The sequence below is a fragment of the Pseudomonas sp. MYb2 genome (assembly GCF_002979955.1).
Taxonomy (GTDB): domain Bacteria; phylum Pseudomonadota; class Gammaproteobacteria; order Pseudomonadales; family Pseudomonadaceae; genus Aquipseudomonas.
On sequence record NZ_PCQC01000002.1, the window covers coordinates 130111 to 152604 of the forward strand.

15 protein-coding genes are annotated in these 22494 nt (G+C 59.8%); 5 read left to right on the forward strand and 10 right to left on the reverse strand.

Going from position 1 to position 22494, the window contains the following annotated elements; genetic code table 11:
* Positions 1-13: 13 nt before the first annotated feature.
* Positions 14-1621, reverse strand: a complete 1608-nt coding sequence (locus tag CQ009_RS03445) for a carboxyl transferase domain-containing protein (RefSeq protein ID WP_105704875.1) — start codon at positions 1619-1621, stop codon at positions 14-16.
* Between the two features lie 12 nt (positions 1622-1633).
* Entirely contained in the window at positions 1634-2797 is a 1164-nt protein-coding gene (locus CQ009_RS03450; RefSeq protein WP_105704876.1) for an isovaleryl-CoA dehydrogenase, read from the reverse strand.
* Between the two features lie 293 nt (positions 2798-3090).
* Between CQ009_RS03450 and CQ009_RS03455 the strand changes: the two genes are divergently transcribed.
* A complete protein-coding gene (locus CQ009_RS03455) occupies positions 3091-4788 on the forward strand; it encodes an AMP-binding protein (RefSeq protein ID WP_064389269.1) in 1698 nt (565 codons plus the stop codon).
* Between the two features lie 670 nt (positions 4789-5458).
* On the opposite strand, the gene CQ009_RS03465 is transcribed toward CQ009_RS03455, so the two are convergent.
* From CQ009_RS03465 to CQ009_RS03480, 3 genes are all read right to left on the reverse strand, one after another.
* A complete protein-coding gene (locus tag CQ009_RS03465) occupies positions 5459-6358 on the reverse strand; it encodes a hydroxymethylglutaryl-CoA lyase (protein WP_105704877.1) in 900 nt (299 codons plus the stop codon).
* Between the two features lie 145 nt (positions 6359-6503).
* A complete protein-coding gene (locus CQ009_RS03475; protein ID WP_042559912.1) occupies positions 6504-6902 on the reverse strand; it encodes a MerR family DNA-binding transcriptional regulator in 399 nt (132 codons plus the stop codon).
* Between the two features lie 177 nt (positions 6903-7079).
* The gene (locus tag CQ009_RS03480) at positions 7080-8009 is read right to left on the reverse strand and encodes a LysR family transcriptional regulator (RefSeq protein WP_016986544.1); all 930 of its coding nucleotides are present in this window, start codon (positions 8007-8009) and stop codon (positions 7080-7082) included.
* 185 nt (positions 8010-8194) lie between these two features.
* Here CQ009_RS03480 and CQ009_RS03485 point away from each other — a divergent pair, with 185 nt between their 5' ends.
* Entirely contained in the window at positions 8195-9424 is a 1230-nt protein-coding gene (locus CQ009_RS03485) for an acyl-CoA dehydrogenase (protein ID WP_105704878.1), read from the forward strand.
* 119 nt (positions 9425-9543) lie between these two features.
* Here the strand turns inward: CQ009_RS03485 and CQ009_RS03490 are convergent, their stop codons facing one another.
* Positions 9544-10878 (reverse strand): substrate-binding domain-containing protein, encoded by a 1335-nt coding sequence (locus CQ009_RS03490; RefSeq protein ID WP_105704879.1) that lies wholly within the window; start codon positions 10876-10878, stop codon positions 9544-9546.
* 188 nt (positions 10879-11066) lie between these two features.
* A complete protein-coding gene (xthA, locus tag CQ009_RS03495) occupies positions 11067-11879 on the reverse strand; it encodes an exodeoxyribonuclease III (RefSeq protein ID WP_105704880.1) in 813 nt (270 codons plus the stop codon).
* Positions 11880-12175: 296 nt separating this feature from the next.
* On the opposite strand from xthA, the gene CQ009_RS03500 reads away from it, so the two are divergent.
* From CQ009_RS03500 to CQ009_RS03510, 3 genes are all read left to right on the forward strand, one after another.
* Positions 12176-12826: an N-acetyltransferase gene (locus CQ009_RS03500; RefSeq protein WP_064389274.1), complete on the forward strand. Its 651-nt coding sequence runs from the start codon at positions 12176-12178 to the stop codon at positions 12824-12826.
* Between the two features lie 66 nt (positions 12827-12892).
* A complete protein-coding gene (locus CQ009_RS03505) occupies positions 12893-14620 on the forward strand; it encodes an autotransporter assembly complex family protein (protein ID WP_105704881.1) in 1728 nt (575 codons plus the stop codon).
* Entirely contained in the window at positions 14617-18291 is a 3675-nt protein-coding gene (locus CQ009_RS03510; RefSeq protein WP_105704882.1) for a translocation/assembly module TamB domain-containing protein, read from the forward strand. Before CQ009_RS03505 ends, CQ009_RS03510 begins: the two co-directional genes overlap by 4 nt.
* 193 nt (positions 18292-18484) lie before the next feature.
* Here CQ009_RS03510 and CQ009_RS03520 read toward each other — a convergent pair whose 3' ends face one another.
* The 3 genes from CQ009_RS03520 to CQ009_RS03530 all read right to left on the reverse strand — a co-directional run bounded on the left by CQ009_RS03520 (position 18485) and on the right by CQ009_RS03530 (position 22462).
* Positions 18485-20962 (reverse strand): fimbria/pilus outer membrane usher protein, encoded by a 2478-nt coding sequence (locus CQ009_RS03520; protein ID WP_105704883.1) that lies wholly within the window; start codon positions 20960-20962, stop codon positions 18485-18487.
* A gap of 84 nt (positions 20963-21046) precedes the next feature.
* A complete protein-coding gene (locus CQ009_RS03525; protein ID WP_064389278.1) occupies positions 21047-21796 on the reverse strand; it encodes a molecular chaperone in 750 nt (249 codons plus the stop codon).
* Positions 21797-21868: 72 nt separating this feature from the next.
* Positions 21869-22462 carry a fimbrial protein gene (locus CQ009_RS03530; protein ID WP_064389279.1) on the reverse strand — a complete coding sequence of 198 codons (594 nt, stop codon included), beginning with the start codon at positions 22460-22462 and terminating at the stop codon, positions 21869-21871.
* Positions 22463-22494: the final 32 nt, after the last annotated feature.

A 22494-nucleotide genomic window follows, 5' to 3' on the forward strand; every position in this document is an offset into this window, starting at 1 on the left:
CTCCCACAAAAAATCACATCCGGAACACGCCGAAGCGGCTCGGTTCGATTGGCGCGTTCAACGACGCGGACAAGGCCAGGGCCAGCACATCGCGGGTCTGCGCCGGGTCGATTACGCCGTCGTCCCACAGCCGTGCGCTGGAATAATAGGGGTGACCCTGCTCTTCGTACTGGTCGAGGATCGGTTGCTTGATCTCTGCTTCCTGCTCGGCACTGAAGCTTAGGCCACTGCGTTCAGCCTGTTCGCGTTTGACCTGCACCAGCACGCCAGCGGCCTGTTCTGCACCCATCACGCCGATCCGCGCGTTCGGCCACATCCACAGGAATCGTGGATCGTAAGCGCGACCGCACATGCCGTAGTTACCCGCGCCAAAGCTGCCGCCGATGATCACGGTGAATTTCGGCACCTTGGCGCAAGCCACCGCCGTTACGAGTTTCGCGCCGTGCTTGGCGATGCCTCCGGCTTCGTATTTCTGCCCGACCATGAAGCCGGTAATGTTCTGCAGAAACAGCAGCGGAATGCCGCGTTGGCAAGCCAGCTCGATGAAGTGCGCGCCTTTCTGCGCTGCTTCGGCGAAGAGGATGCCGTTGTTCGCCAGAATCGCGATCGGGTAACCGTGAAGATGCGCGAAACCGCAGACCAGTGTGGTGCCGAACAGCGCTTTGAATTCATCGAAAACCGAAGCGTCGACCAGCCGCGCAATCACTTCGCGCACGTCGAACGGCTGCTTGGCATCGGCGGAAACCACGCCGTACAACTCGTCGCTGCTGTACAGCGGCGCAATCGGCGCGCGCTGCTGCAATTCGCCGAGCTTGCGCCAGTTGAGGTTGGCAACGCTGCGGCGGGCGAGGGCGAGGGCGTGTTCGTCGCTCTCGGCGTAATGGTCGGCGACCCCGGAAATCTTGCAGTGCACATCGGCACCGCCCAACTCTTCGGCGCTGACCACTTCACCGGTCGCGGCTTTCACCAGTGGCGGGCCGGCGAGGAAAATCGTTGCCTGATTGCGCACCATGATCGCTTCATCCGCCATGGCTGGCACATAAGCGCCACCAGCGGTGCAGGAGCCCATGACCACAGCGATCTGCGGAATACCCATTGCGCTCATGTTGGCCTGATTGAAGAAGATCCGCCCGAAGTGTTCGCGATCCGGAAACACTTCGTCCTGACGCGGCAGGTTGGCGCCACCGGAGTCCACCAGATAAATGCACGGCAGACGATTCTGCTGCGCGATGGTTTGTGCGCGCAGGTGTTTCTTCACGGTCAGCGGATAGTACGAGCCGCCCTTAACCGTCGCGTCGTTGGCGACGATCATGCATTCGACGCCTTCGACCCGGCCGATCCCGGCAATCACGCCAGCGGCGGGTACGTCTTCACCGTAAACGGCGTGAGCGGCCAATTGGCTGATTTCCAGAAACGGTGAGCCTGGATCGAGCAAGCGGTTGATGCGTTCGCGCGGCAGCAGTTTGCCGCGCGAGGTATGGCGTTCCTGGGCTTTAGCGCCGCCACCCTGCACCACTTGGGCGAGCAGAGTGTGCAGGGCGTCGACCTGTTTGAGCATCGCCGCGCTGTTGGCGGCGAATTCCGCTGAACGAGGATTGAGCTGAGTGTGCAGGGTAGCCATGGCCAGCTCCGTTTAGCGGGTTTCGTTGAACAGTTCGCGGCCGATCAGCATGCGACGGATCTCACTGGTGCCGGCACCGATTTCGTACAGCTTGGCGTCACGCAGCAGACGGCCCGCCGGGAATTCGTTGATGTAACCGTTACCGCCGAGAATCTGGATCGCGTCGAGGGCCATTTGCGTGGCGCGTTCGGCGGTGTAGAGGATTACCCCGGCGGCATCTTTACGGGTGGTTTCGCCACGCTCGCAAGCCTGGGCAACCGCATAGAGGTAGGCGCGGCTGGCGTTGAGCTGGGTGTACATGTCGGCGACTTTGCCCTGGATCAGCTGGAATTCACCGATGCTCTGGCCGAATTGCTTGCGGTCGTGGATGTACGGCACGATCAGATCCATGCACGACTGCATGATCCCGGTCGGGCCACCAGAAAGAACCACTCGCTCGTAATCGAGGCCGCTCATCAGTACTTTGACGCCGCCGTTGAGCACGCCGAGGATGTTTTCTTCCGGCACTTCAACGTCATCGAAGAACAGTTCGCAGGTGTTGGAACCGCGCATGCCGAGCTTGTCGAACTTGTTGCTGCGGCTGAAGCCTTTCCAGTCGCGCTCGACGATGAAGGCGGTGATGCCGTGCGGGCCTTTTTCCAGATCGGTCTTGGCGTAGATCACGTAAGTGTTGGCGTCAGGGCCGTTGGTGATCCAGGTTTTGCTGCCGTTGAGGACGAAACGGTCGCCAAGCTTGTCGGCGCGCAGCTTCATCGACACCACGTCGGAACCGGCATTGGGTTCGCTCATCGCCAATGCGCCGACGTGTTCACCGCTGATCAGTTTCGGCAGGTATTTGCTTTTCTGTTCGTGGTTGCCATTGCGGTTGATCTGGTTGACGCAGAGGTTGGAGTGCGCGCCGTAGGACAAAGCCACCGAGGCCGAGCCACGGCTGATTTCTTCCATCGCCACCACGTGCGCCAGGTAACCCAGACCCGCGCCGCCGTACTCTTCCGACACGGTGATGCCGAGCAGGCCCATGTCACCGAATTTGCGCCACATGTCGGCGGGGAACAGGTTGTCGCTGTCGATCTGCGCAGCGCGCGGAGCGATCTCCTTGGCAACAAAGGACTGAACCTGATCGCGCAGCATGTCGATGGTTTCACCGAGGGCGAAGTTCAGGGATGGGTAGCTCATGGGTCACCTTTTGGCTTTTTTGTAGGGTGGGGAGAGCGGTCACTAGCTCTCACCTTTACGTTAACGTAAGCCTGTGACGGATGGCTGTCAATCGCCCTTTACGTTAACGTCAACTTGAGCGAGAGTAGGGGCAGTTCAAGATTGAAAGCTGATTAGTTTTTGTAGGAGTGAGCCTGCTCGCGATCGCGTTGTGTCAGTCGACGTAAATGTTGACTGATGGATCGAGGTCGCGAGCAGGCTCACTCCTGCAAGTGACCGTCGGCAACCCATAAATAAAGACAATAGGGGTCGTCATGGATCAACCCAGTGCAAACCCGCAGCGCAGCTATACCCGTGGCTCTCAGGACAAAGCCTTGCTGGCGATGACCATCGGGCAGAAGTTCGATCAGACCGTTGCGCGATACCCCAACGGTGAAGCGCTCGTCGTGCGCCATCAGCAACTGCGCTATTCCTGGCGACAACTGGCCGACGCGGTGGACCTGCATGCCAAAGCGCTGCTCGCCCTGGGTTTGCAGGCCGGCGATCGCCTTGGTATCTGGGCTCCAAACTGTGCACAGTGGTGCATCACCCAATTCGCCACAGCGAAAATCGGCGTGATCCTGGTCAACGTCAACCCGGCCTACCGCAGCTCCGAACTGGAATACGTGCTGAAACAATCCGGCTGCCAATGGCTGGTCTGCGCCGGGGCGTTCAAATCCTCCAACTACCACGGGATGTTGCAGGGCCTGGTGCCGGAACTGACCGAACAATCCATCGGCCAACTGCGCAGCGAGCGTCTACCGGACTTGCGTGGAGTGATCAGCCTCGACGCACAACCCCCTTCAGGCTTTCTGCCGTGGTCGCAACTCGCGGATATGGCCGCGAGCATCTCCCCACAACAACTCAGCGAACGCAGCGACAGCCTGCACTTCGATCAACCGGTAAACATCCAGTACACCTCCGGCACCACCGGTTTCCCCAAAGGCGCGACCCTCAGCCACTACAACATCCTCAACAACGGTTACATGGTCGGCGAGAGCATTGGCCTGACCCCGCTCGATCGGCTGGTGATCCCGGTGCCGCTGTACCACTGCTTCGGCATGGTCATGGGCAACCTCGGCTGCATCACCCACGGCAGCACGATGATTTACCCCAACGACGCGTTCGACCCGTTGTTGACCCTGCAAACCGTCGCCGAAGAAAAAGCCACCGGCCTCTACGGCGTGCCGACCATGTTCATCGCCATGCTCGACCAGCCGCAACGCGGCGAATTCGAGCTGTCGAGCCTGCGCACCGGAATCATGGCCGGCGCCACGTGCCCGATCGAAGTCATGCGTCGAGTCATCAGCGAAATGCACATGAGCGAAGTGCAGATCGCCTACGGCATGACTGAAACCAGCCCGGTGTCACTGCAAACCGGGCCGAACGACGAACTGGAATTGCGCGTCACCACCGTCGGCCGCACGCAGCCGCAACTGGAAAGCAAGATCATCGACGAGGCCGGCAACCTCGTGCCGCGCGGCACCATCGGCGAACTGTGCACCCGTGGTTACAGCGTGATGCTCGGTTACTGGAACAATCCGCAAGCCACGGCCGAAGCCATCGATGAGGCAGGCTGGATGCACACCGGCGACCTGGCGAGCATGAACGAGGAGGGTTACGTCAACATTGCCGGGCGTAACAAGGACATGATCATTCGCGGCGGCGAAAACATTTACCCGCGTGAGCTGGAAGAGTTTTTCTTCACCCATCCGGCGGTGGCGGACGTGCAGGTGATCGGCATACCGTGCTCGCGTTACGGTGAGGAGATTGTTGCCTGGATCAAATTCCACCCCGGCCACAACGCGTCCGAACTGGAACTGCAAACCTGGTGCAAGGAGCGCATCGCGCACTTCAAGACGCCACGGCACTTCAAGTTCGTTGAAGAGTTTCCGATGACGGTGACGGGCAAGATTCAGAAATTCAGGATGCGCGAGATCAGTATCGAAGAGCTACGCGAAAAGCAGGCCTGACACGAACCCCCTGCAGGAGTGAGCCTGCTCGCGATAGCGGTTTACCAGTCAATATTTTCATCGACTGACACGACGCTATCGCGAGCAGGCTCACTCCTACAAAGGATACGCAGTGAAAACACAAATTGCAGAAAGCACAAAGGGGAGCCGAGGCTCCCCTTTAATTTTGTCGTCGCGTGCTCTTTTTTTATTATTGAGGGTCGGTCTGTTGTTGTTTTTGGCAACCGTGGCCCTTTACCGCTGTTTTTGGCGACCCCCATCCGGGGTCAAGAGCAAACGTATTTTTTTGAGCGCTGATCTGCTTTCTCGTTAAACGATCCAACCGATTCGGGGGCTACCTGACGGTAGTTTTATTGTTCTCTGCCCGGTTGCGGGTCACTCCTGAGAGCACCCTGAAAAGCACACCTTCTCCAAAAAAATCTGTTAGCTGCGTCTCTGCCGTGTTGTTTTTGTTATGTCAGAGTCGTTACGTCTTATTTTTATTGGTTTGCTGCTTTTTATTCTTGTTATGCCATAGAGATAGCAGAAGCCGTGCCAACTTTTAAAAAACCTTATAAAACAAAGGCTTGAGAATTTCAGCGAATTTTCACTCCAGCGAAACCAGACAATTTGTTTCCGTGTTACTCGCTTGAACCCCACATTCCCGACACAGCGGTAACACCTTTCCCCCTCACTGTGCGCTTCGAGCCTTGGCCACGCGCGAACCGCTCGGGCGATCGAGCACTGCGCTGATCTGCTGACCCGCGGCAATCAAGGCGTCCAGGTCGATTCCGGTTTCGATACCGAGGCCATTGAGCAGGTACACAACGTCTTCGGTGGCAACGTTACCGCTCGCGCCTTTGGCGTACGGACAGCCGCCGAGGCCCGCGATAGAGCTGTCGAACACCGAAATGCCTTCGAGCAGGCTGGCGTAGATGTTGGCCATGGCCTGGCCGTAAGTGTCGTGGAAATGCCCGGCGAGTTTCTCCCGTGGCACTTGCGCTGATACCACTTCAAACAAGCGGCGAGTCGCGCCAGCCGTGCCGGTGCCGATGGTGTCGCCCAGCGATACTGCGTAGCAGCCCATCGCGTATAGCTCGCGCGCGACCATCGCCACTTGCTCCGGCGCCACCGTGCCTTCGTACGGGCAACCGAGCACACAGGACACGTAACCGCGCACGGTAACGCCGTGTTGTTTCGCCGCGTCCATGATCGGCGCAAAGCGCGCCAGGCTTTCGCTGATCGAGCAGTTGATGTTGCGCTGCGAGAACGCTTCGGACGCAGCGGCGAACACCGCGACTTCCTTGACCCCGGCGGCGATGGCGTCTTCGAACCCGCGCAGGTTCGGTGCCAGTGCGCCGTAGGTCACGCCGGGTTTGCGCTGGATCTGCGCGAACACCTCGGCGGAACCGGCCATCTGCGGCACCCATTTGGGCGAAACGAAACTGCCGACCTCGATATAGCCAAGGCCGGCGGCGCTGAGGGCATCGACCAGTTGCACCTTGTCGGCAACGCTGATCGGCTGGGCTTCGTTCTGCAGGCCATCGCGCGGGCCGACTTCGATCAGACGTACTTGGGAGGGGAGGGACATGGCGGTTGACCTGCTCTTTTGAATTCGTGGAGAACCCTTGTAGGAGTGAGCCTGCTCGCGATAGCGGTGTGTCAGATAATATTTGTTCGACTGATACACCGCTATCGCGAGCAGGCTCACTCCTACAGGGGATTTGTGTTGTTTGTCAGATCGCCTGCTGGCTCTTGAGGGTTTGCTCCAGCGCCTGCACGCAACGCTCTTCAGCCGTATCGAGTTCCAGCTTCATCTGTTCGATATCGAGCAACTGCTGCTCAAGCTGTTCGCGGCGTTCGCTGATTTTCGCCAGCATGCTGTTGAGCTGTTTGGTGTTACCGCTGGACGGATCGTAGAGCTCGATCAGTTCGCGGCATTCGGCCAGGGAGAAACCGATGCGTTTGCCGCGCAGGATCAGCTTCAGGCTGACCTTGTCGCGCGGCGAATAGATGCGTTCCTGGCCGCGGCGCTCAGGGCTGAGCAGGCCTTGCTCTTCATAAAAGCGGATCGCCCGGGTAGTGATGTCCAGCTCGCGGGCGAGGTCGGAAATGCTGTAGGTCTGACTGCTCATGGAAGCGCTCGGAAAAAGGACTTGGCGCTAAGCTAATGGCAGGTTGACGTTTACGTCAAGCGGGATGGTTTGTGTTGTATTTGATGGCCCCTTCGCGAGCAGGCTCGCTCCTACAGGGAACGCATTCCACATGTAGGAGTGAGCCTGCTCGCGATAGCAGCGCCGCGGTTCAAAGCCCTACACCTTATCGAGCTTCTTCTCCTGCGCCGTCACCTGCTGGCACAACTCGATCATCTGCTCGCGCATCCAGCGATTCGCCGGGTCCTGGTCAGTGCTTTCATGCCAATACAGGTGCGTCTCCACCGGCGGCACATCATTGACTGGCAGATTGAACGCCTGCAGTTCATGGCGACGGGCGAAGCGCTCCGGCACGGTCATGACCATGTCGGTCTGCTGCATCACCTGCGACGCCATCAAGTAATGCTGCGAACGCAGGGCAATCTTGCGCTGAATGCCCATTTTACCCAGCGCCAGATCGACATAGCCCAGACCACTGCGGCGGCTGGAAATATGGATATGCGTCAGCGACAGATAATCATCCAGCGACAGTTTTTCCTTGCCCGCCATCGGATGACCCTTACGCATTGCGCAGACGTAACGGTCTTCCATCAGCTTGACGTGACGCACCTGCGGGTCGGTGTTGAGCGGCGCATCCACGGCGAAATCCAGACGCCCGGCGGCCAGCTCTTTGGTGGTCTCGCGGCGCTTGGACAGAAAACTTTCAATGATGACGGTCGGCGCCAGGCGGCGCAGGCGCTGAAACAGCGGCGGCAGAATCACCGCTTCGGTGAGGTCAGTCATGCTGATGCGGTAAGTCTTGACCGCTTGCGCCGGGTTGAATATGCGACTTTCCTGAACCGACACGCGCAGCAACGACAGAGCGTTGCGCACCGGGCCGATGATGTTCTGCGCCATCGGCGTCGGCACCATGCCCTGCGCGGTGCGCACGAACAGCGGATCGTTGAAGGTTTCGCGCAACCGTGCCAATGCGTTGGATACCGCCGGCTGCGTGATGCCGACAATCTGCCCGGCGCGGGTCAGGTTGGCTTCGGTATAGATCGCGTCGAAGACGATGAAAAGGTTGAGGTCGACCTTACTCAGATTCATAACGCGGCTTCTCTTGTTATTTAGGGCGGTGTTTTAGGGGCTGGCAATCAGCCGATCATATATCGGTGATGAATGTTTATACACGCCGAGAATAGGCTAGGTAAATTATCAACGCTGTTCTAGCATCGATTGCATGACTGAAACAACCTCTGCCAAAGAACTGCCTTAACCATCGGGAGCTGCTCATGGATTTCGCTTATTCGCCCAAGGTGCAAGAACTGCGTGAGCGCGTGACAGCGTTCATGGACACATACGTTTACCCGGCCGAAGCCGTGTTCGAGCGCCAGGTTGCCGAAGGCGATCGCTGGCAGCCGACGGCGATCATGGAAGAGCTCAAAGCCCGCGCCAAAGCCGAAGGCCTGTGGAATCTGTTCCTGCCGGAATCGGAACTCGGTGCCGGTCTGAGCAACCTCGAATACGCGCCACTGGCGGAAATCATGGGCCGCTCCTTGCTCGGGCCTGAGCCGTTCAACTGCTCGGCACCGGACACCGGCAACATGGAAGTGCTGGTGCGCTACGCCAACGAAGAACAGAAACAGCGCTGGCTCGAACCGCTGCTGCGCGGCGAGATTCGTTCGGCGTTCGCCATGACCGAACCGGACGTCGCCTCGTCCGACGCCACCAACATGGCCGCGCGCGCTGTACGTGATGGCGACGAGTGGGTGATCAACGGTAAAAAATGGTGGACCTCCGGCGCCTGCGACCCGCGCTGCAAGATCCTCATCTTCATGGGCCTGAGCAATCCCGATGCACCGCGTCATGCGCAGCACTCGATGATCCTTGTGCCAGTCGACACCCCCGGCGTGAAGATTGTCCGTCCGTTGCCGGTGTTCGGTTACGACGATGCGCCACACGGCCACGCTGAAGTGCTGTTCGACAACGTGCGCGTGCCGTACGAAAACGTCCTGCTCGGTGAAGGACGCGGTTTCGAAATCGCCCAGGGTCGTCTTGGCCCAGGCCGAATTCACCACTGCATGCGTTCGATCGGCATGGCCGAACGTGCCCTGGAATTGATGTGCAAGCGCTCGGTGAGCCGCACTGCTTTTGGCAAACCGCTGGCGCGTCTGGGCGGTAACGTCGACAAGATCGCCGACTCGCGGATGGAAATCGACATGGCGCGCCTGCTGACATTGAAAGCGGCGTACATGATGGACACCGTCGGTAACAAAGTGGCGAAAAGCGAAATCGCGCAGATCAAGGTTGTGGCGCCAAACGTCGCGCTGCGCGTGATCGACCGGGCGATCCAGATGCATGGCGGGGCAGGGGTGTCGAACGATTTCCCGCTGGCTTATATGTATGCGATGCAACGGACATTGCGTCTGGCCGATGGCCCGGACGAAGTACACCGCGCGGCGATCGGCAAGTTCGAGATCGGCAAGTATGTGCCGAAGGAAATGTTGCGTAGCGAGCGCTGATCCACCTGATCGTTCCCACGCTCTGCGTGGGAATGCATCCCGTGACGCTCTGCGTCACATTGGACGCGGAGCGTCCATGGCGGCGTTACCACGCGGAGCGTGGGAACGATCTGGTGATATCAATACACCCAAACCTCAACCCGGCGATTCTTGATCCGCCCCTCATCCGCATTGTTCGCCGCCACCGGCATCAACGCGCCAAACCCGCGAACCTCGCGCAACACCACGCCGTTCTTCACCAACTCCCGCCGCACCGCCATCGCCCGCAGCTTCGACAGCAGATCCGCCCGCGCGGGGTCATCCTTGGCATCACCAAACCCGACCAGTGTCACCGCACGCTCGCTCTTGTCATGCCTCTTTATATAGTCGATCACCCGCGACAGATCCTGACGCGCCTTGTTGTCGAGGTTCGCGCTGCCTTCTTCAAAACGGAAATTCACTGTCAGACGCTGGGCGTGACGGCTGAGGGATTGATAACCCTCGGGCATCAGCGCATTCGGCGCGACGCTCATGGCGTGCACGGTCTGGCTGATAAAACCGTTGGCGGCGACGATTGCCTGACCCTGACGACTTTGCGCAAATGTCACCAAGGCCTGTGTCCAGGGATTTTTGCTGTTGGGTGGCAGATAGAAGAACAAGCGCCGCGACAGTGGATAGTCTTCTGTGGCGATCAGGCTGTTCTGCGGCAACATTGATTGCGACGCGCCATCGGCGATGGCCACGGCTTTGGCCTGACGCACGTAAGGCAAACCGATGAAACCGATGCCCTGCGGATCCGTGCTGACGGCGTCGGACAATTGCTCGCTGGACTCAAACCTTTTCGCGTTGCTGCTCAGACTTTTCCCGCGACGACTGAGGACCAGTTCTTTAAACGTGTCGTAGGTGCCGGATTGATCATCGCGCGCATATAAATGAATCGAACCGCCGCGCCCACCGAGGTCTTCCCAGCTTTTCACTTCGCCGGCAAAGATCCGCGCCAGTTGCTCAGTGTCCAGTTGCTGCAGCGGATTATCGGGATGCAGGATGATCGCCAGGCCATCGATGGCGATGACTTGTTCGGCGGCAGGGCTTTTCAGATCGCCGAGCGATTGCAAAGTCTGCAACTCGCTGTCTTTGATCTCGCGGGAAGACGCAGCCAGATCGGCGCTGGCGTTTTTCAATGCGGCAAAACCGGTGCTGGAGCCATGGGCGGCGACTTCGATGACCACGCGTTTACCTTGCGCGGTCTGGCCGACAATGCGCTGTTCGTTGGCGTTGTCCGGGGTTTCGCGGTGGATTTTCAGCAGGCCTTGCTCCTGCAGCAAACCTTCAACCAGCGCCGGGCCGAGTTCGGCGCCGATGGTGTTGGAGCCTTGAATGCGCAACGCCGGGCCGTCGTCCGGCACCGGCAAAACGGCGGCAGACACCGTCAGCCATGCGCTCAGCAGAAAAACGAACAGAACACGCAGGGTCATGCCGGCACCGAATCAAGCCAAGGGGATTGCCGGGGAGATTAAGTCAGGCGCGTGACCGAAAGATGACAACCAACCAATGTAGGAGTGAGCCTGCTCGCGATAGCGGTGGATCAGTCAATATCTAAGTTGATTGATCCACCGCTATCGCGAGCAGGCTCACTCCTACAGGGATTGCGTAAGGCTTGGGATCAGCTTAGTTCAAGCCAGATCGGCGCATGATCGGACGGTTTTTCCATCCCGCGCAGTTCGTAGTCCACGCCCGCTGCCTTCACCCGTGGCAACAAACCATGGGACGCCAGAATCACATCGATGCGCAGCCCACGCTTCGGCTCATCTTCAAAGCCTCGGCTGCGGTAGTCGAACCAACTGAACATGTCGGTCACGTCCGGATTCAGGTGACGATAACTGTCGGTCAAACCCCAGTTCTTCAGGCGCGCCATCCACTCGCGCTCTTCCGGCAGGAAGCTGCATTTGCCGGTTTTCAGCCAGCGCTTCATGTTGTCCGGGCCGATGCCGATGTCGCAGTCTTCCGGGGAAATGTTCACATCGCCCATCACCACCACGGGCTGTTCGTTGTGGAACTGGCTTTCCAGCAGCGCTTGCAGATCGCTGTAGAAACGCTGCTTGGCCGGGAATTTGGTCGGATGGTCGCGGCTTTCACCCTGGGGGAAATAGCCGTTCATGATGGTCACCGGCACGCCATTGGCGTCGGCGAAGGTGCCCCAGATAAAGCGGCGCTGGGCGTCTTCTTCGTCGGTGGCGAAACCTTTATGGATGGCGATCGGCTCCTTGCGCGAGAGCATCGCCACGCCGTAATGGCCTTTCTGGCCATGGAAATAAACGTGGTAGCCGAGGGCGCGGACCTCTTCGAGCGGGAACTGGTCGTCGTGGACCTTGGTTTCCTGCAGGCCGATGACGTCCGGCTGATGTTTTTCGATCAGCGCTGCCAGCTGATGCGGACGGGCGCGCAGTCCGTTGATGTTGAAGGAAACGATCTTCATGGTCGGCAGTCCTGGCAAAAGGGCGATGCTAGCTGACAGGGGGGAAATGGGCCAGTGTGGGAGAAATCATTTTGGCCTGTGGGATTGGTGGTGTCTGCAATGGCGCCATCGCGAGCAGGCTCACTCCTACAGGGGAACGCATTCCAAATGCAGGAGTGAGCCTGCTCGCGATAGCGTCCGCCCAGTCGATGAAGATGCCGACTTGGTCTATACCTGTGGGGAACCACGCCACCCGCAAAAGGTTCGTACCAACAAGAGCGCGGTCATTTGAACGCGCCCCGGGGAGAATCACCGTCATGCCTGAAACCCAGACCGCCATCGCCGACATTCATATGCTCGACCGCGGCTACTCCCGCGAAGCCCGCTCGCTGCTGTATCAGGCCTATCGCCACGAGCCGACCTTCGGCTACCTGTTCGAAGCCGAGCGCCCCGGCTACGAGCAACGCGTGCGGGCCACAGTGCGCGAACTGGTCAAACAGCATTTTCTGCAGGACTTGCCCGCCATCGGCCTGCTGGTCAACGACCGCTTGATCGGCATCGCCCTGATCGCGCCGCCGCAACGGCGCCTGGGCATCACCGAGAGTTGGGCGTGGCGCCTGCGCATGGTGCTCAGCACCGGTTTCCGCTGTACCCGCCGTTATCTGGAATACCACGATGCCGTGGCTGCCTGCGTACCCAGCGATTCGGTGCACATGCTGCCATTGCTGGGGATTCACCCTCAGTTCCAGGGCAAACACTTCGGCGAACAACTGCTCACCGCCGTACACAACTGGTGCGCGGTGGACGAAACCTCGCAAGGCGTGGTGCTCGACACCGGCAACCCGCGCTATCTGGAATTCTATAAAAGGCAGGGTTACCAAGAGATCGGCGAAGTTGCTGTCGGGCCGGTGCGCGAACACGTGTTTTTCCACGCCAATCCGCAGGTGTTACAAACTGCAACAGCATGACAATCGAACTTCTTGGGAAATTTCCTGTTCTATCACGCTCCCAAGCCCGTGATAGCATCCGCGCCTATGAAGTTTCCAGGAAGATTTACCAGTGGCGTGCTCATGCTGTTAACCAGCTGCGCGGCGCTGGCGCAAAGTGAATTGGATGTGCGGATCGAACCGTCCAACGATGAACTCAAGGCCAATATAGAAGGCTATATCGGCAGCCTCGGCGATCGTGACGAAGAAGCCCTGCAGCGCTTCAGTCGCGGTGCCGAAGAGCAGGCGCGCAAAGCGGCTCAGGCGTTGGGCTACTACCAGCCGCAGATCGAAAGTGACGTCAAGGGCGGCAAAAAACCGCGTCTGGTGCTGAACATCGATCCCGGCGAGCCGATCCGTCTGCGCAACGTCACCATTCGTGTCGACGGCCCGGCTGCTTCCCTCAAATCCTTTCGTGTACCGAAAAGCGACGTGCTCAAGTCTGGCGCGGTGCTCAATCATGGCCGTTACGAAGACGCCAAACGACTGATTCAGAATCAGGCCTCGCGTTTCGGTTTCTTCAGTGGCCATTTCACCAGTCAGAAACTCCTGGTCGACCCGCGCGCCGGTGTCGCCGACGTCGAACTGATCTACGAAAGCGGCCCGCGTTATGCGCTGGGCAAAGTCAAATTCGAAGGCGACACGCCGTTCGACGAAGACCTGCTGCAACGCATGGTGCCGTTCAAGGAAGGCGAACCGTACGACTCCGAGCTGATCGCCGAACTCAATCGTGATCTGCAATCGAGCGGTTACTTCGAAGGCGTACGCGTCGACGCGGCGCCGACTGCCGCGAAAAACGATGTAATCCCGGTGGACGTCAAACTCGACACGCGCAAGCCGCGCACCATGGGCCTGGGTCTCGGTTATTCGACCGACGTCGGCCCGCGCATCAAAGCCAACTGGACACGCCACTGGGTCAACCCACAAGGCGACAGCTATGGCTGGGAAGCCGAACTGTCGGCGCCACGACAAAACGTCGGGCTGTTCTATGACATCCCGCTCGACCCGCCGCTGACCGACAAACTGCGTTGGGCCGGCGGTTATCAATTCGAAGACATCGACGGCTCCGACACACTGAGCAAACTGCTGACCTTCGGCCCGGAATGGCACAGCAAATTACCGAGCGGCTGGCAGCGGGTTATTTCGCTGAAGTGGCAGCGCGAGGAATATGAACTCGGCGACGACTCGGGCCTGAGTACCTTGCTGATGCCCGGCATCAGTTATTCGTACCTGAAAAGCGACAACCGCATCGACCCGCACAATGGCTATCGCCTGAGCTTCGAAAGCAAAGTGGCGAAAGAAGGCCTCGGCTCGGACAACAACCTTTTATATGGCACCGCGCTGGTCAAAGGCCTGACCACGGTGTTCGACAAACACCGCTTGCTCGGTCGTGTTCAGGTCGGCGGCAGCGCCACCAATGGCTACAACTCGATTCCGCCGTCGCTGCGCTTCTTCGCCGGTGGCGATCAGAGCGTGCGCGGTTACGACTACCAGAGCCTGTCGCCGAAAAACTCCGACGGTGATCGCATCGGTGGCCGCTACATGGTCGCCGGTAGCGTCGAGTATCAATACTCGATCGCCGAGAAATGGCGCGTCGCGACCTTCGTCGACCAGGGCAACTCTTTCAACAAACTCGAACTGCCGAACCTCAAGACCGGAGTCGGTATTGGTGTGCGCTGGGTCTCGCCGGTGGGGCCGATCCGCCTCGACCTGGCCCACGCACTCGATGACGACGGCGGCATCCGGCTGCACTTTTCCATGGGGCCTGAGCTGTGAAGCGTGGTTTGAAAATAACGGCACTGGCGCTGTTGGCGCTGGTGTTGTTGATTGTATTGAGTATCAGCGTCGTACTCGGCACCGCGGCTGGCAGCCGTTGGGTGCTCGGCCTCGTGCCGGGGCTGACGGTGGAGAATTTCCAGGGTCGCCTCGGTGGGCAATGGAGCGCCGATCATCTGCTGTGGCAGCAAGACAGCAGCCGCGTCGAACTGAACAAGGCGATCTTCGCCTGGTCGCCGCTGTGCCTGACGCGCATGACCCTGTGCATCGAACAGCTCAAGGCTGATCAGGTGATTCTGCAATTCCCGCCAAGTGAAGAAACCACCGAGAGTGGCCCGATCAAACTGCCGGATCTGCAATTGCCGGTGGCCATCGAATTGGGCGATGTGCAGGTCGGCAGCCTGTTGTTCAACGGCAGCGAGCAGCTCAAGGGCTTGCAACTGGCGGCGCACTGGACCGCCCAAGGCATGCAGATCGACAGTGTGAAATTGCAGCGCGACGACCTCAGTCTGAACCTGTCCGGCACCCTCGCGCCAACCGGCAACTGGCCGCTGAACATGGCCGGTGACCTGACGTTGCCATCGCCGGGCACCGATCCGTGGACGCTGGCCTTAAAGGTTGACGGCGATCTGCTGAAAACCCTCAACCTGCACGCCGACAGCCGGGGCTACCTCGACGGCCAGTTGAGTGGCCAACTGCAACCGCTGGCGGAAAACCTGCCGGCAAAAGTACGCATCACTTCCGAGGCGTTCAAACCGAGCGCTGACCTGCCGGACACCCTGCAACTCAATCAACTGCTGCTGACCGGCGAAGGCGACCTGAAAAACGGCTATCAGCTCAATGGCAACGCCACACTGCCGGCCGACAAAGGCCCGGTGGCGCTGCTGCTCAAAGGCAAGGTCGACGCCAGCGGCGCGCAAATCGCTGGTCTTGATCTGACGGCCAACGACAAACAAAGCCTGAAACTCTCCGGCAGCGTCGACTGGAGCAAAGGCCTCAGCGCGCAAGCCAACATCAACTGGCAGGATTTTCCGTGGCATCGGCTCTATAACGAAATCGACGAGCCACAGGTCGCTTTGCGCACCTTCACTGGCGAGGTTTCCTACACCGACGGTCAATACCTCGGCAATTTCGCCGCCGCGCTGGATGGCCCGGCGGGGGCGTTTACCCTGAGCAGTCCGTTCAGCGGCAGCCTTAAACAGATCGCTTTGCCGCAGTTGAAAATGGAGGCCGGGCAGGGCAAGGCTGAAGGGCACGTCAACGTCCAGTTCGCCGACGGCATCGCCTGGGACACGGCGCTGGATCTGTCGGCGCTGAATCCGGCGTACTGGGTCGCCGAGTTGCCGGGCACGTTGGCTGGACCGCTGAAAAGCACAGGCGAAATGAAGAATGAACGCCTGAGCCTCACCGCTGACCTCGACTTGAAAGGCAAACTGCGCGGCCAACCGGCGATCCTGCAAGCCAAGGCCGACGGCGCTGGTGAACAATGGAACCTGAATGCCCTGCAAATCCGCCTTGGCGACAACAGCATCAGCGGCAAGGGCAGCTTGCAACAGAAACTCACCGGTCAGATCGACATCAAGTTGTCGCGACTGGCTCAGCTCTGGCCGCAACTGCGCGGGCAGGTCAACGGCCAGGTCAATGTCGCCGGCACGTTGAAAGCGCCACAGGGCAAGCTCGGTCTGCAGGGTTCGCAATTGGCCTTCCAGGACAATCGCCTGCAAAGCCTCAACCTCGACGCCACGCTCGACAGTGCGCAACGGGCGAAAATCGATCTGAAGGGCAGCGGCATTCAGGCCGGCGATACCGCGCTGGGCACGCTGACCGCCAACGCTCAGGGTGATATAAAAAACCAGAAACTCAATCTCGATCTGGTCGGGCCGCAGCTGAAACTGGCCCTTGGCCTGGACGGCAATCTGGATAAGGGCAACTGGCGCGGGCGCCTGGCCAGCGGCGATATTCAGGCCGGTGGCCAGAACTGGAAACTGCAAAGCCCGGCCAAACTTGAGCGTCTGGCCGACGGCAAAATCAACTTCGGTGCGCATTGCTGGGTGTCCGGCGATGCCAGCCTGTGTGGTGAAGATCAGCGCCTGATGCCGGAGCCGAAACTGCGCTACCACCTCAAGCAATTTCCGATCGAAAGCCTGGCGCAATGGCTGCCAAAAGACTTCGCCTGGAAAGGCAGGCTCAACGCCGATCTGCAACTGGATCTGCCGGCCAGCGGCCCGAACGGCGTGGTCAGTGTCGACGCCAGCGGCGGCACTTTGCGCATGAAGGACAAGGATCAGTGGCTGGACTTCCCGTACCAGACCCTGAAACTCACCAGCAAACTGACGCCGAAACGCGTCGACACCGAACTCAATTTCGTCGGCGGCAAACTCGGCGAACTGATGGTGCAGGCGCAGCTCAATCCGTTGCCGAAAAACAAACCGCTGAGCGGCTCGTTCCGTCTTTCCGGGCTGGACTTGTCGGTGGCGCGGCCGTTCGTGCCGATGGTCGAGAAACTCACCGGACGCCTCAACGGCAGCGGCACCATCTCTGGTGGATTGCTGGCGCCGCTGGTCAACGGCACCGTGCAACTGAGCGACGGCGAAGTGTCCGGCGCCGAGTTGCCGATGGAGCTGCAGAACCTGCAACTCACCGCCCTGATTGCCGGCGAATCGGTACGCCTTGACGGCGGCTGGAAAAGTGGCAAGAGCGGGCAGGGCAGCCTCAACGGTAACGTTGCCTGGGGCCAGGCGCTGGCGGTTGATCTGGCGTTGAAAGGCACGCAATTACCGGTCACCGTCGAGCCGTACGCCAAGCTTGAAGTGGCGCCGGACCTGAAGATTTCCATGGCCGGCGACGAGCTGAAAATCGCCGGCAAAGTGCAGGTGCCCAAAGGCGAAATCACCGTGCGGGAGCTGCCGCCGTCAACGGTGAAAGTCTCCGATGACACGATCATCGTCGGCGCGCAGACCGAAGAGGGAAAACCGCCGATGGCCATGAAAATGGACATCGACGTGGTGGTCGGTGAGGACAAACTGGCTTTTGCCGGCTTTGGTCTGACCGCCAACGTGCAAGGGCATGTGCACATTGGCGACAACATGGACACCCGTGGTGAACTGTGGCTCAACGACGGCCGCTACAGTGCCTACGGCCAGCGCCTGCAAGTGCGCCGTGCGCGTCTGTTGTTCGCAGGTCCCCTCGATCAGCCGTATCTGGACATCGAAGCGATTCGCCAGACCGACGACGTGATCGCCGGTATCCGCCTGAGCGGCAGCGCCGAGCAACCGACCACGCAGATCTTCTCCGAACCGGCGATGAGTCAGGAGCAGGCCTTGTCCTATCTGGTGCTGGGCCGTCCGCTGAGTACCAGCGGCGAAGACAACAACATGCTCGCGCAAGCGGCGTTGGGTCTGGGCTTGATGGGCAGTTCCGGGGTCACCAGCGGCCTGGCCAAGGATCTGGGCATTCAGGACTTCCAGCTCGACACCGCAGGCAGCGGCGATGCCACCAGCGTGGTGGCCAGCGGCAATATTACCGAGAAGCTCAGTTTGCGTTATGGCGTCGGCGTGTTTGAACCGGCCAGCACCATCGCGTTGCGTTACAAGCTGAGCAAGAAAGTGTATGTCGAGGCCGCCAGTGGTGTGGCCAGTTCGCTGGATATTTTCTACAAGCGCGATTTCTAGATCGTAACTGGTTATTTGAACCGAGGCGCGGCCTTCGCGAGCAGGCTCGCTCTTACATTGGGAATGCGTTCCCTTTGTAGGAGTGGGCCTGCTCGCGATGGCGTTGTTTCGGTCAACATCAATGGTGCGTCTGATGGCCTGATCGCGAGCAGGCTCACTCCTACATTGATCTGTGGCGGGCTAGAATTTTGTGTTACCGGCACACCAGCGACACCCGCTCATAGTTCAGCGCCTTATTGCGTTCCGGCAGTGTGTAAGGCGCCTCGCAGCGCTGGCCTTGCCAGACGATGACGAGGCTGCCGGTGTCGCTTTCCACCAGCGCCAGTGCTTTGCCGCTCGGGTCGGAGATCGCCAGTTGTTTGCCGGCGCTGTCTTCCAGCGAAGCACCGAACGGGATCGGCTGGCGCTGCGCATCGAACAAGGCAAATTGCACGCGCCGTCCAGTCTTGCTGGCATAGCGCGCCAGCACCACTGCTCCACGGCGCGGCACCACTTGCCGGGTCGCATTGTCAATTTCGATATCGGCGCCCAGATCGCGGGTGTCGAGGTTGATCCAGTTGACCCGATAGGGTTGCGCATTGGGCACCACGGCATAGCCGTTACGCCCGGTTTTCGCCCCGGAGAAGCTGCCGATTTTCACCCCGGAAACGCCTTCGACCTGCGCCAGTGCAAACGTCTCACCGACGGTTTGGCCCAGGTTGATACCGCCGCCGTGACCGACGATCGAGCCGGCCAGATTAAGGTTCTGCGAGTTGTAGCCGCGCCCCTGGCTGTATCCGGCGCTGATGTCCATCACCGAGGTGCGGGTGCTGAGGTTGGCTGAACCGCTGCTGCCACCGGTGCTGCTGGTGCCGCCCTGCACCGAGTAATAAGTGTCGCTGCCTTGCGTCAGGTAGCCGTTGATCCCGACCTGAGTGCTGTCGGTGGCTTTCTGTGTACTGGCGGAAACAAAGGCGCGGGGTGCACGAGGTTTTGAGCCGAGCGGGAATGACAGTGACAGGTTGACCAGGGTGTCGTTGTTCGCCGGCCCATAGTTGCCGACATCCTTGGTGTAGGTCGCGCCGAGGTTGTAGCTGACATCGCCCCAATAATTGCTGTAACCCGCCGACAGGCTTTGCGAACCCCCGCGCCCCCAATAGCGCTGGTCACTGGCATTGAGGTAGACGCTGCCAAATTGCTGGTTACGCCCCAGGCTCTGGTTGACGGTCAGGTCGGTGCGGGTTTTCGAGTTGCCCGTGCGCTTCTCGCCTTCGTTGCTCAGTTCCTCGACGTGCTCGGTGAGGGTGCGATAGCCCTCGGTCGAATAGCGATAGGCAGCGAGGGTGAAGCTGGTGTCGGTACCGGTAAAGGTCTTGGCGTACAGCGCCCGCAAGCTGTTGCCTTTGACCACTTGGCCAAAGGTGCGACTGGCGGAATGCGTCACGTCGAGCGACACGGCGCCGATGGGTGTATTGCGTCCTGCGCCCACGGACAACGCCTGGAAGTCCTCGGTCGCTTGCACGCCGACAATGCCGGACAAGTTACTGCTGACACCATAGGCCAGCGTGCTGCTGAGAAACTGCGGCGACTGCTGATCGTCGCTGTTGCTGTTGTAGCGGCCGACCGAGACGCTGTACTTCAACTGCCCTTGGCGCACCATGATCGGCAGGCTGGAAAACGCCTGCACCGTCACCCGGCGCTGACCGTCGGCCTCGATAATCGTCACTTCCAGATCACCGTTGGAGCCACTGGGATAAATATCGCTGATCTCGAATGGACCCGGCGGCACGTTGGTGGTGTAGAGGATGTAGTTGTTCTGGCGAATTTCCACGGTGGCGCTGGACTGTGCAATCCCGCGAATGATCGGTGCATAGCCGCGTTCGCTGTCGGCGCGCATTCCGTCGTCGGAGGCCAGTTTCAGGCCGCGATAACGCACGCTGTCGAACAGGTCGGCATCGGAAAAAATATCCCCGGCGCTGAACTGGCCCTTCAGCGCGGTCAGGTCATGTTGCAGATAGCTGCGGTTGCTCTTGAACGTACTCGGCTGGCCGGTGCTGCTGTTGAAGTTGGACTCGTTGCGCAGGCGCCAGCCACCGAGGTTGATGCCGTTGCGCAGGCCGACGTTGTTGGAAATCGTGTCGGCGGTCTGCGTGCTGTTGCGGTTGCTGCTCACTTGATAGTTGATAAATGCCGCCGGCACGCCTTCGTCCCACAGGGCCGGGTCGACGTAGCCACGTCGACCGCGCTCCATGGCGCTTTGCGGCACGCTGACCAGCAAACGCAAGCGCGGCACGTCATAGCGCACGGTGGCATGCTCGATCAATGCGGGGAGGTCGAGGCAGGCGTTTGGATCGTCAGCGTCGAGTTTGCCGCTGGCCTGCAACCGGGCAATGTCGACGCCCAACTGCTGGACCGTCTCCAGGGTCAGGCAGGCCTGAATTTTGCCGCTGCCGGGGTGGCGGCGGAAGTCGATGTCGCGACGACCGACCAGCGTGTCATTGCTGTACAGGTCAACCCGGTAGTTGCCGGGGAGTACGCTGTTGCTGGCGAGCAGCGATTGCACATCGACGGTGGACGCGGCGCCTTGCAGAAACGACGTGTTGAACTGTTCATCGCCATCAGCCTGGCATGCCGTGCTGATGGCGGAGGCGATCAACAACGACGCCAGACTGTCGCGTTTGAGTAAAAACATGCAGGAACCCTATATCACCTCCGATACGAACTAACGGAGCGAAGAGAAATACAGTGAAAGTGCGCTATCAAAGCGACTCGCGACTTATGGAGATTCGTTCTTTGGGCGAGCGCGGGTTTCGGCGCTGTTGGAAAGTTGCGCGGTAAAACGATCTTGGGCGCCATAGTCATTAATGCTGCTGAACAACAAAGTTGGCGTGTTCGTCGAGTGAAGTTGTTTTAGGGCGAACTCTTTGCGTTCGCCGGGGGCGATCATCAGCGAGTCAAACGGATGCTCGCTGAGTGCGCCGGATTGCAGGGTGATATCGGCAATCGACACGTGATAAAGACCGGGGTTGTTCACCACCAGCACGCTTTTGCCGGCGCGCTCGGCCAGGCGCCAGGTCAATTCACCCGGTGCCAGATACGCGTTGTTTTTCATGCCTGCGGGGCGGAAGAACACCTTGATGCGCTGGCGTACGGCGAGCTGCAAGGTGTTTTCGGTCTTCGCGGTCTGGGGGATTTCCTGCACGTTGAGCCAGACCACCGATTCGCGGTCGGTCGGCATGCCGGTGCCTTCGTAGATGACCCGCAGTATTTGCTGTTCTTCGCCGCTGACGCGCACCAGCGGCGGCGTCACCGCAAACGGCACGGAAGCGGTTTCGCTGGCATCGGTGTCGATCCATGACTGGATCAACACGTCTTCACCGCTGTTGCGCACGGTGATGCCGGCTTCCTTGTGCTGGCCGTCGAAGACCAGGCGGGTGCTGCTCAAGGAAATCCCGGCCGTGGCCTGATTAACTATCAACAGACCCAGCAGGCCCGCACAAAACGACAATGAATGACGATAAAACATGATGGCTACCGCGCAGATAATTGAAAGCACGGGGCCGCGAGGCCCCGCACCGGGTTCGAAAGTTCGCGCGGGTTATTCGTATTGCAGGGTGAACGGCAGGGTGGCGTCGCCGCGACCGGCAACAGCCAGTTTCGGGTCAACCGTGGTGACGTAGGCGGCCGAAAATTTCAGTGTGGTATTGCTGTCCTGCAGGGTGTTTTCGATCTTCGCGGTGGCTGGCGAACTCAAGTCGATCACGGCGCCATTGGCGTCGAGCAAGGCGATACCGATGCCTTTTGCAGCCCCCAGGCCGCTGATCAGTCGCAGCACTTTAGTGCCAGGTTCGATGCCCGAGCCGGCGCCCTTGGTCGGTTCAAAGATCATCGCAACCTTGGTGCCGGCGTTGCAGTTGATCTTCATGTCGAAGTTCTCGACGCTCAACGTACCGTTGCCTTTCGGCGCGGTGGCGGTGCCCATGTCCTTGATCGACACTTCCCCCATGGCGACGGAGATGGTTTTGTCCTTGCCGGCGCTTTCAACCGAACAGGCGTCGTTGTTGATGGTGCCGGTGAAGTTGATGGTGCCGCTGCCGGCTTTGGTCGGGGTCACTGGCGGGTCGGCTGCCAGGACATTGCCGGCCGCAGCAAACATCGAAAGGGCGAGAAGCGTTCGGGACAACTTTTTCATGTTGCTTTTTCCATTGGTGGGGATAAGGCAAC

Excerpts from the sequence above, each read along its gene's own strand:
- CQ009_RS03475 (WP_042559912.1), bottom strand. The coding sequence starts at position 6,902 with ATGAGCAGTCAGACCTACAGCATTTCCGACCTCGCCCGCGAGCTGGAC.
- CQ009_RS03500 (WP_064389274.1), top strand. The coding sequence starts at position 12,176 with ATGCCTGAAACCCAGACCGCCATCGCCGACATTCATATGCTCGACCGC.
- CQ009_RS03490 (WP_105704879.1), bottom strand. The coding sequence starts at position 10,878 with ATGACCCTGCGTGTTCTGTTCGTTTTTCTGCTGAGCGCATGGCTGACG.
- CQ009_RS03450 (WP_105704876.1), bottom strand. The coding sequence starts at position 2,797 with ATGAGCTACCCATCCCTGAACTTCGCCCTCGGTGAAACCATCGACATG.
- CQ009_RS03465 (WP_105704877.1), bottom strand. The coding sequence starts at position 6,358 with ATGTCCCTCCCCTCCCAAGTACGTCTGATCGAAGTCGGCCCGCGCGAT.
- CQ009_RS03445 (WP_105704875.1), bottom strand. The coding sequence starts at position 1,621 with ATGGCTACCCTGCACACTCAGCTCAATCCTCGTTCAGCGGAATTCGCC.
- CQ009_RS03485 (WP_105704878.1), top strand. The coding sequence starts at position 8,195 with ATGGATTTCGCTTATTCGCCCAAGGTGCAAGAACTGCGTGAGCGCGTG.
- CQ009_RS03455 (WP_064389269.1), top strand. The coding sequence starts at position 3,091 with ATGGATCAACCCAGTGCAAACCCGCAGCGCAGCTATACCCGTGGCTCT.
- CQ009_RS03520 (WP_105704883.1), bottom strand. The coding sequence starts at position 20,962 with ATGTTTTTACTCAAACGCGACAGTCTGGCGTCGTTGTTGATCGCCTCC.
- CQ009_RS03480 (WP_016986544.1), bottom strand. The coding sequence starts at position 8,009 with ATGAATCTGAGTAAGGTCGACCTCAACCTTTTCATCGTCTTCGACGCG.
- CQ009_RS03525 (WP_064389278.1), bottom strand. The coding sequence starts at position 21,796 with ATGTTTTATCGTCATTCATTGTCGTTTTGTGCGGGCCTGCTGGGTCTG.
- CQ009_RS03505 (WP_105704881.1), top strand. The coding sequence starts at position 12,893 with ATGAAGTTTCCAGGAAGATTTACCAGTGGCGTGCTCATGCTGTTAACC.
- xthA (WP_105704880.1), bottom strand. The coding sequence starts at position 11,879 with ATGAAGATCGTTTCCTTCAACATCAACGGACTGCGCGCCCGTCCGCAT.
- CQ009_RS03530 (WP_064389279.1), bottom strand. The coding sequence starts at position 22,462 with ATGAAAAAGTTGTCCCGAACGCTTCTCGCCCTTTCGATGTTTGCTGCG.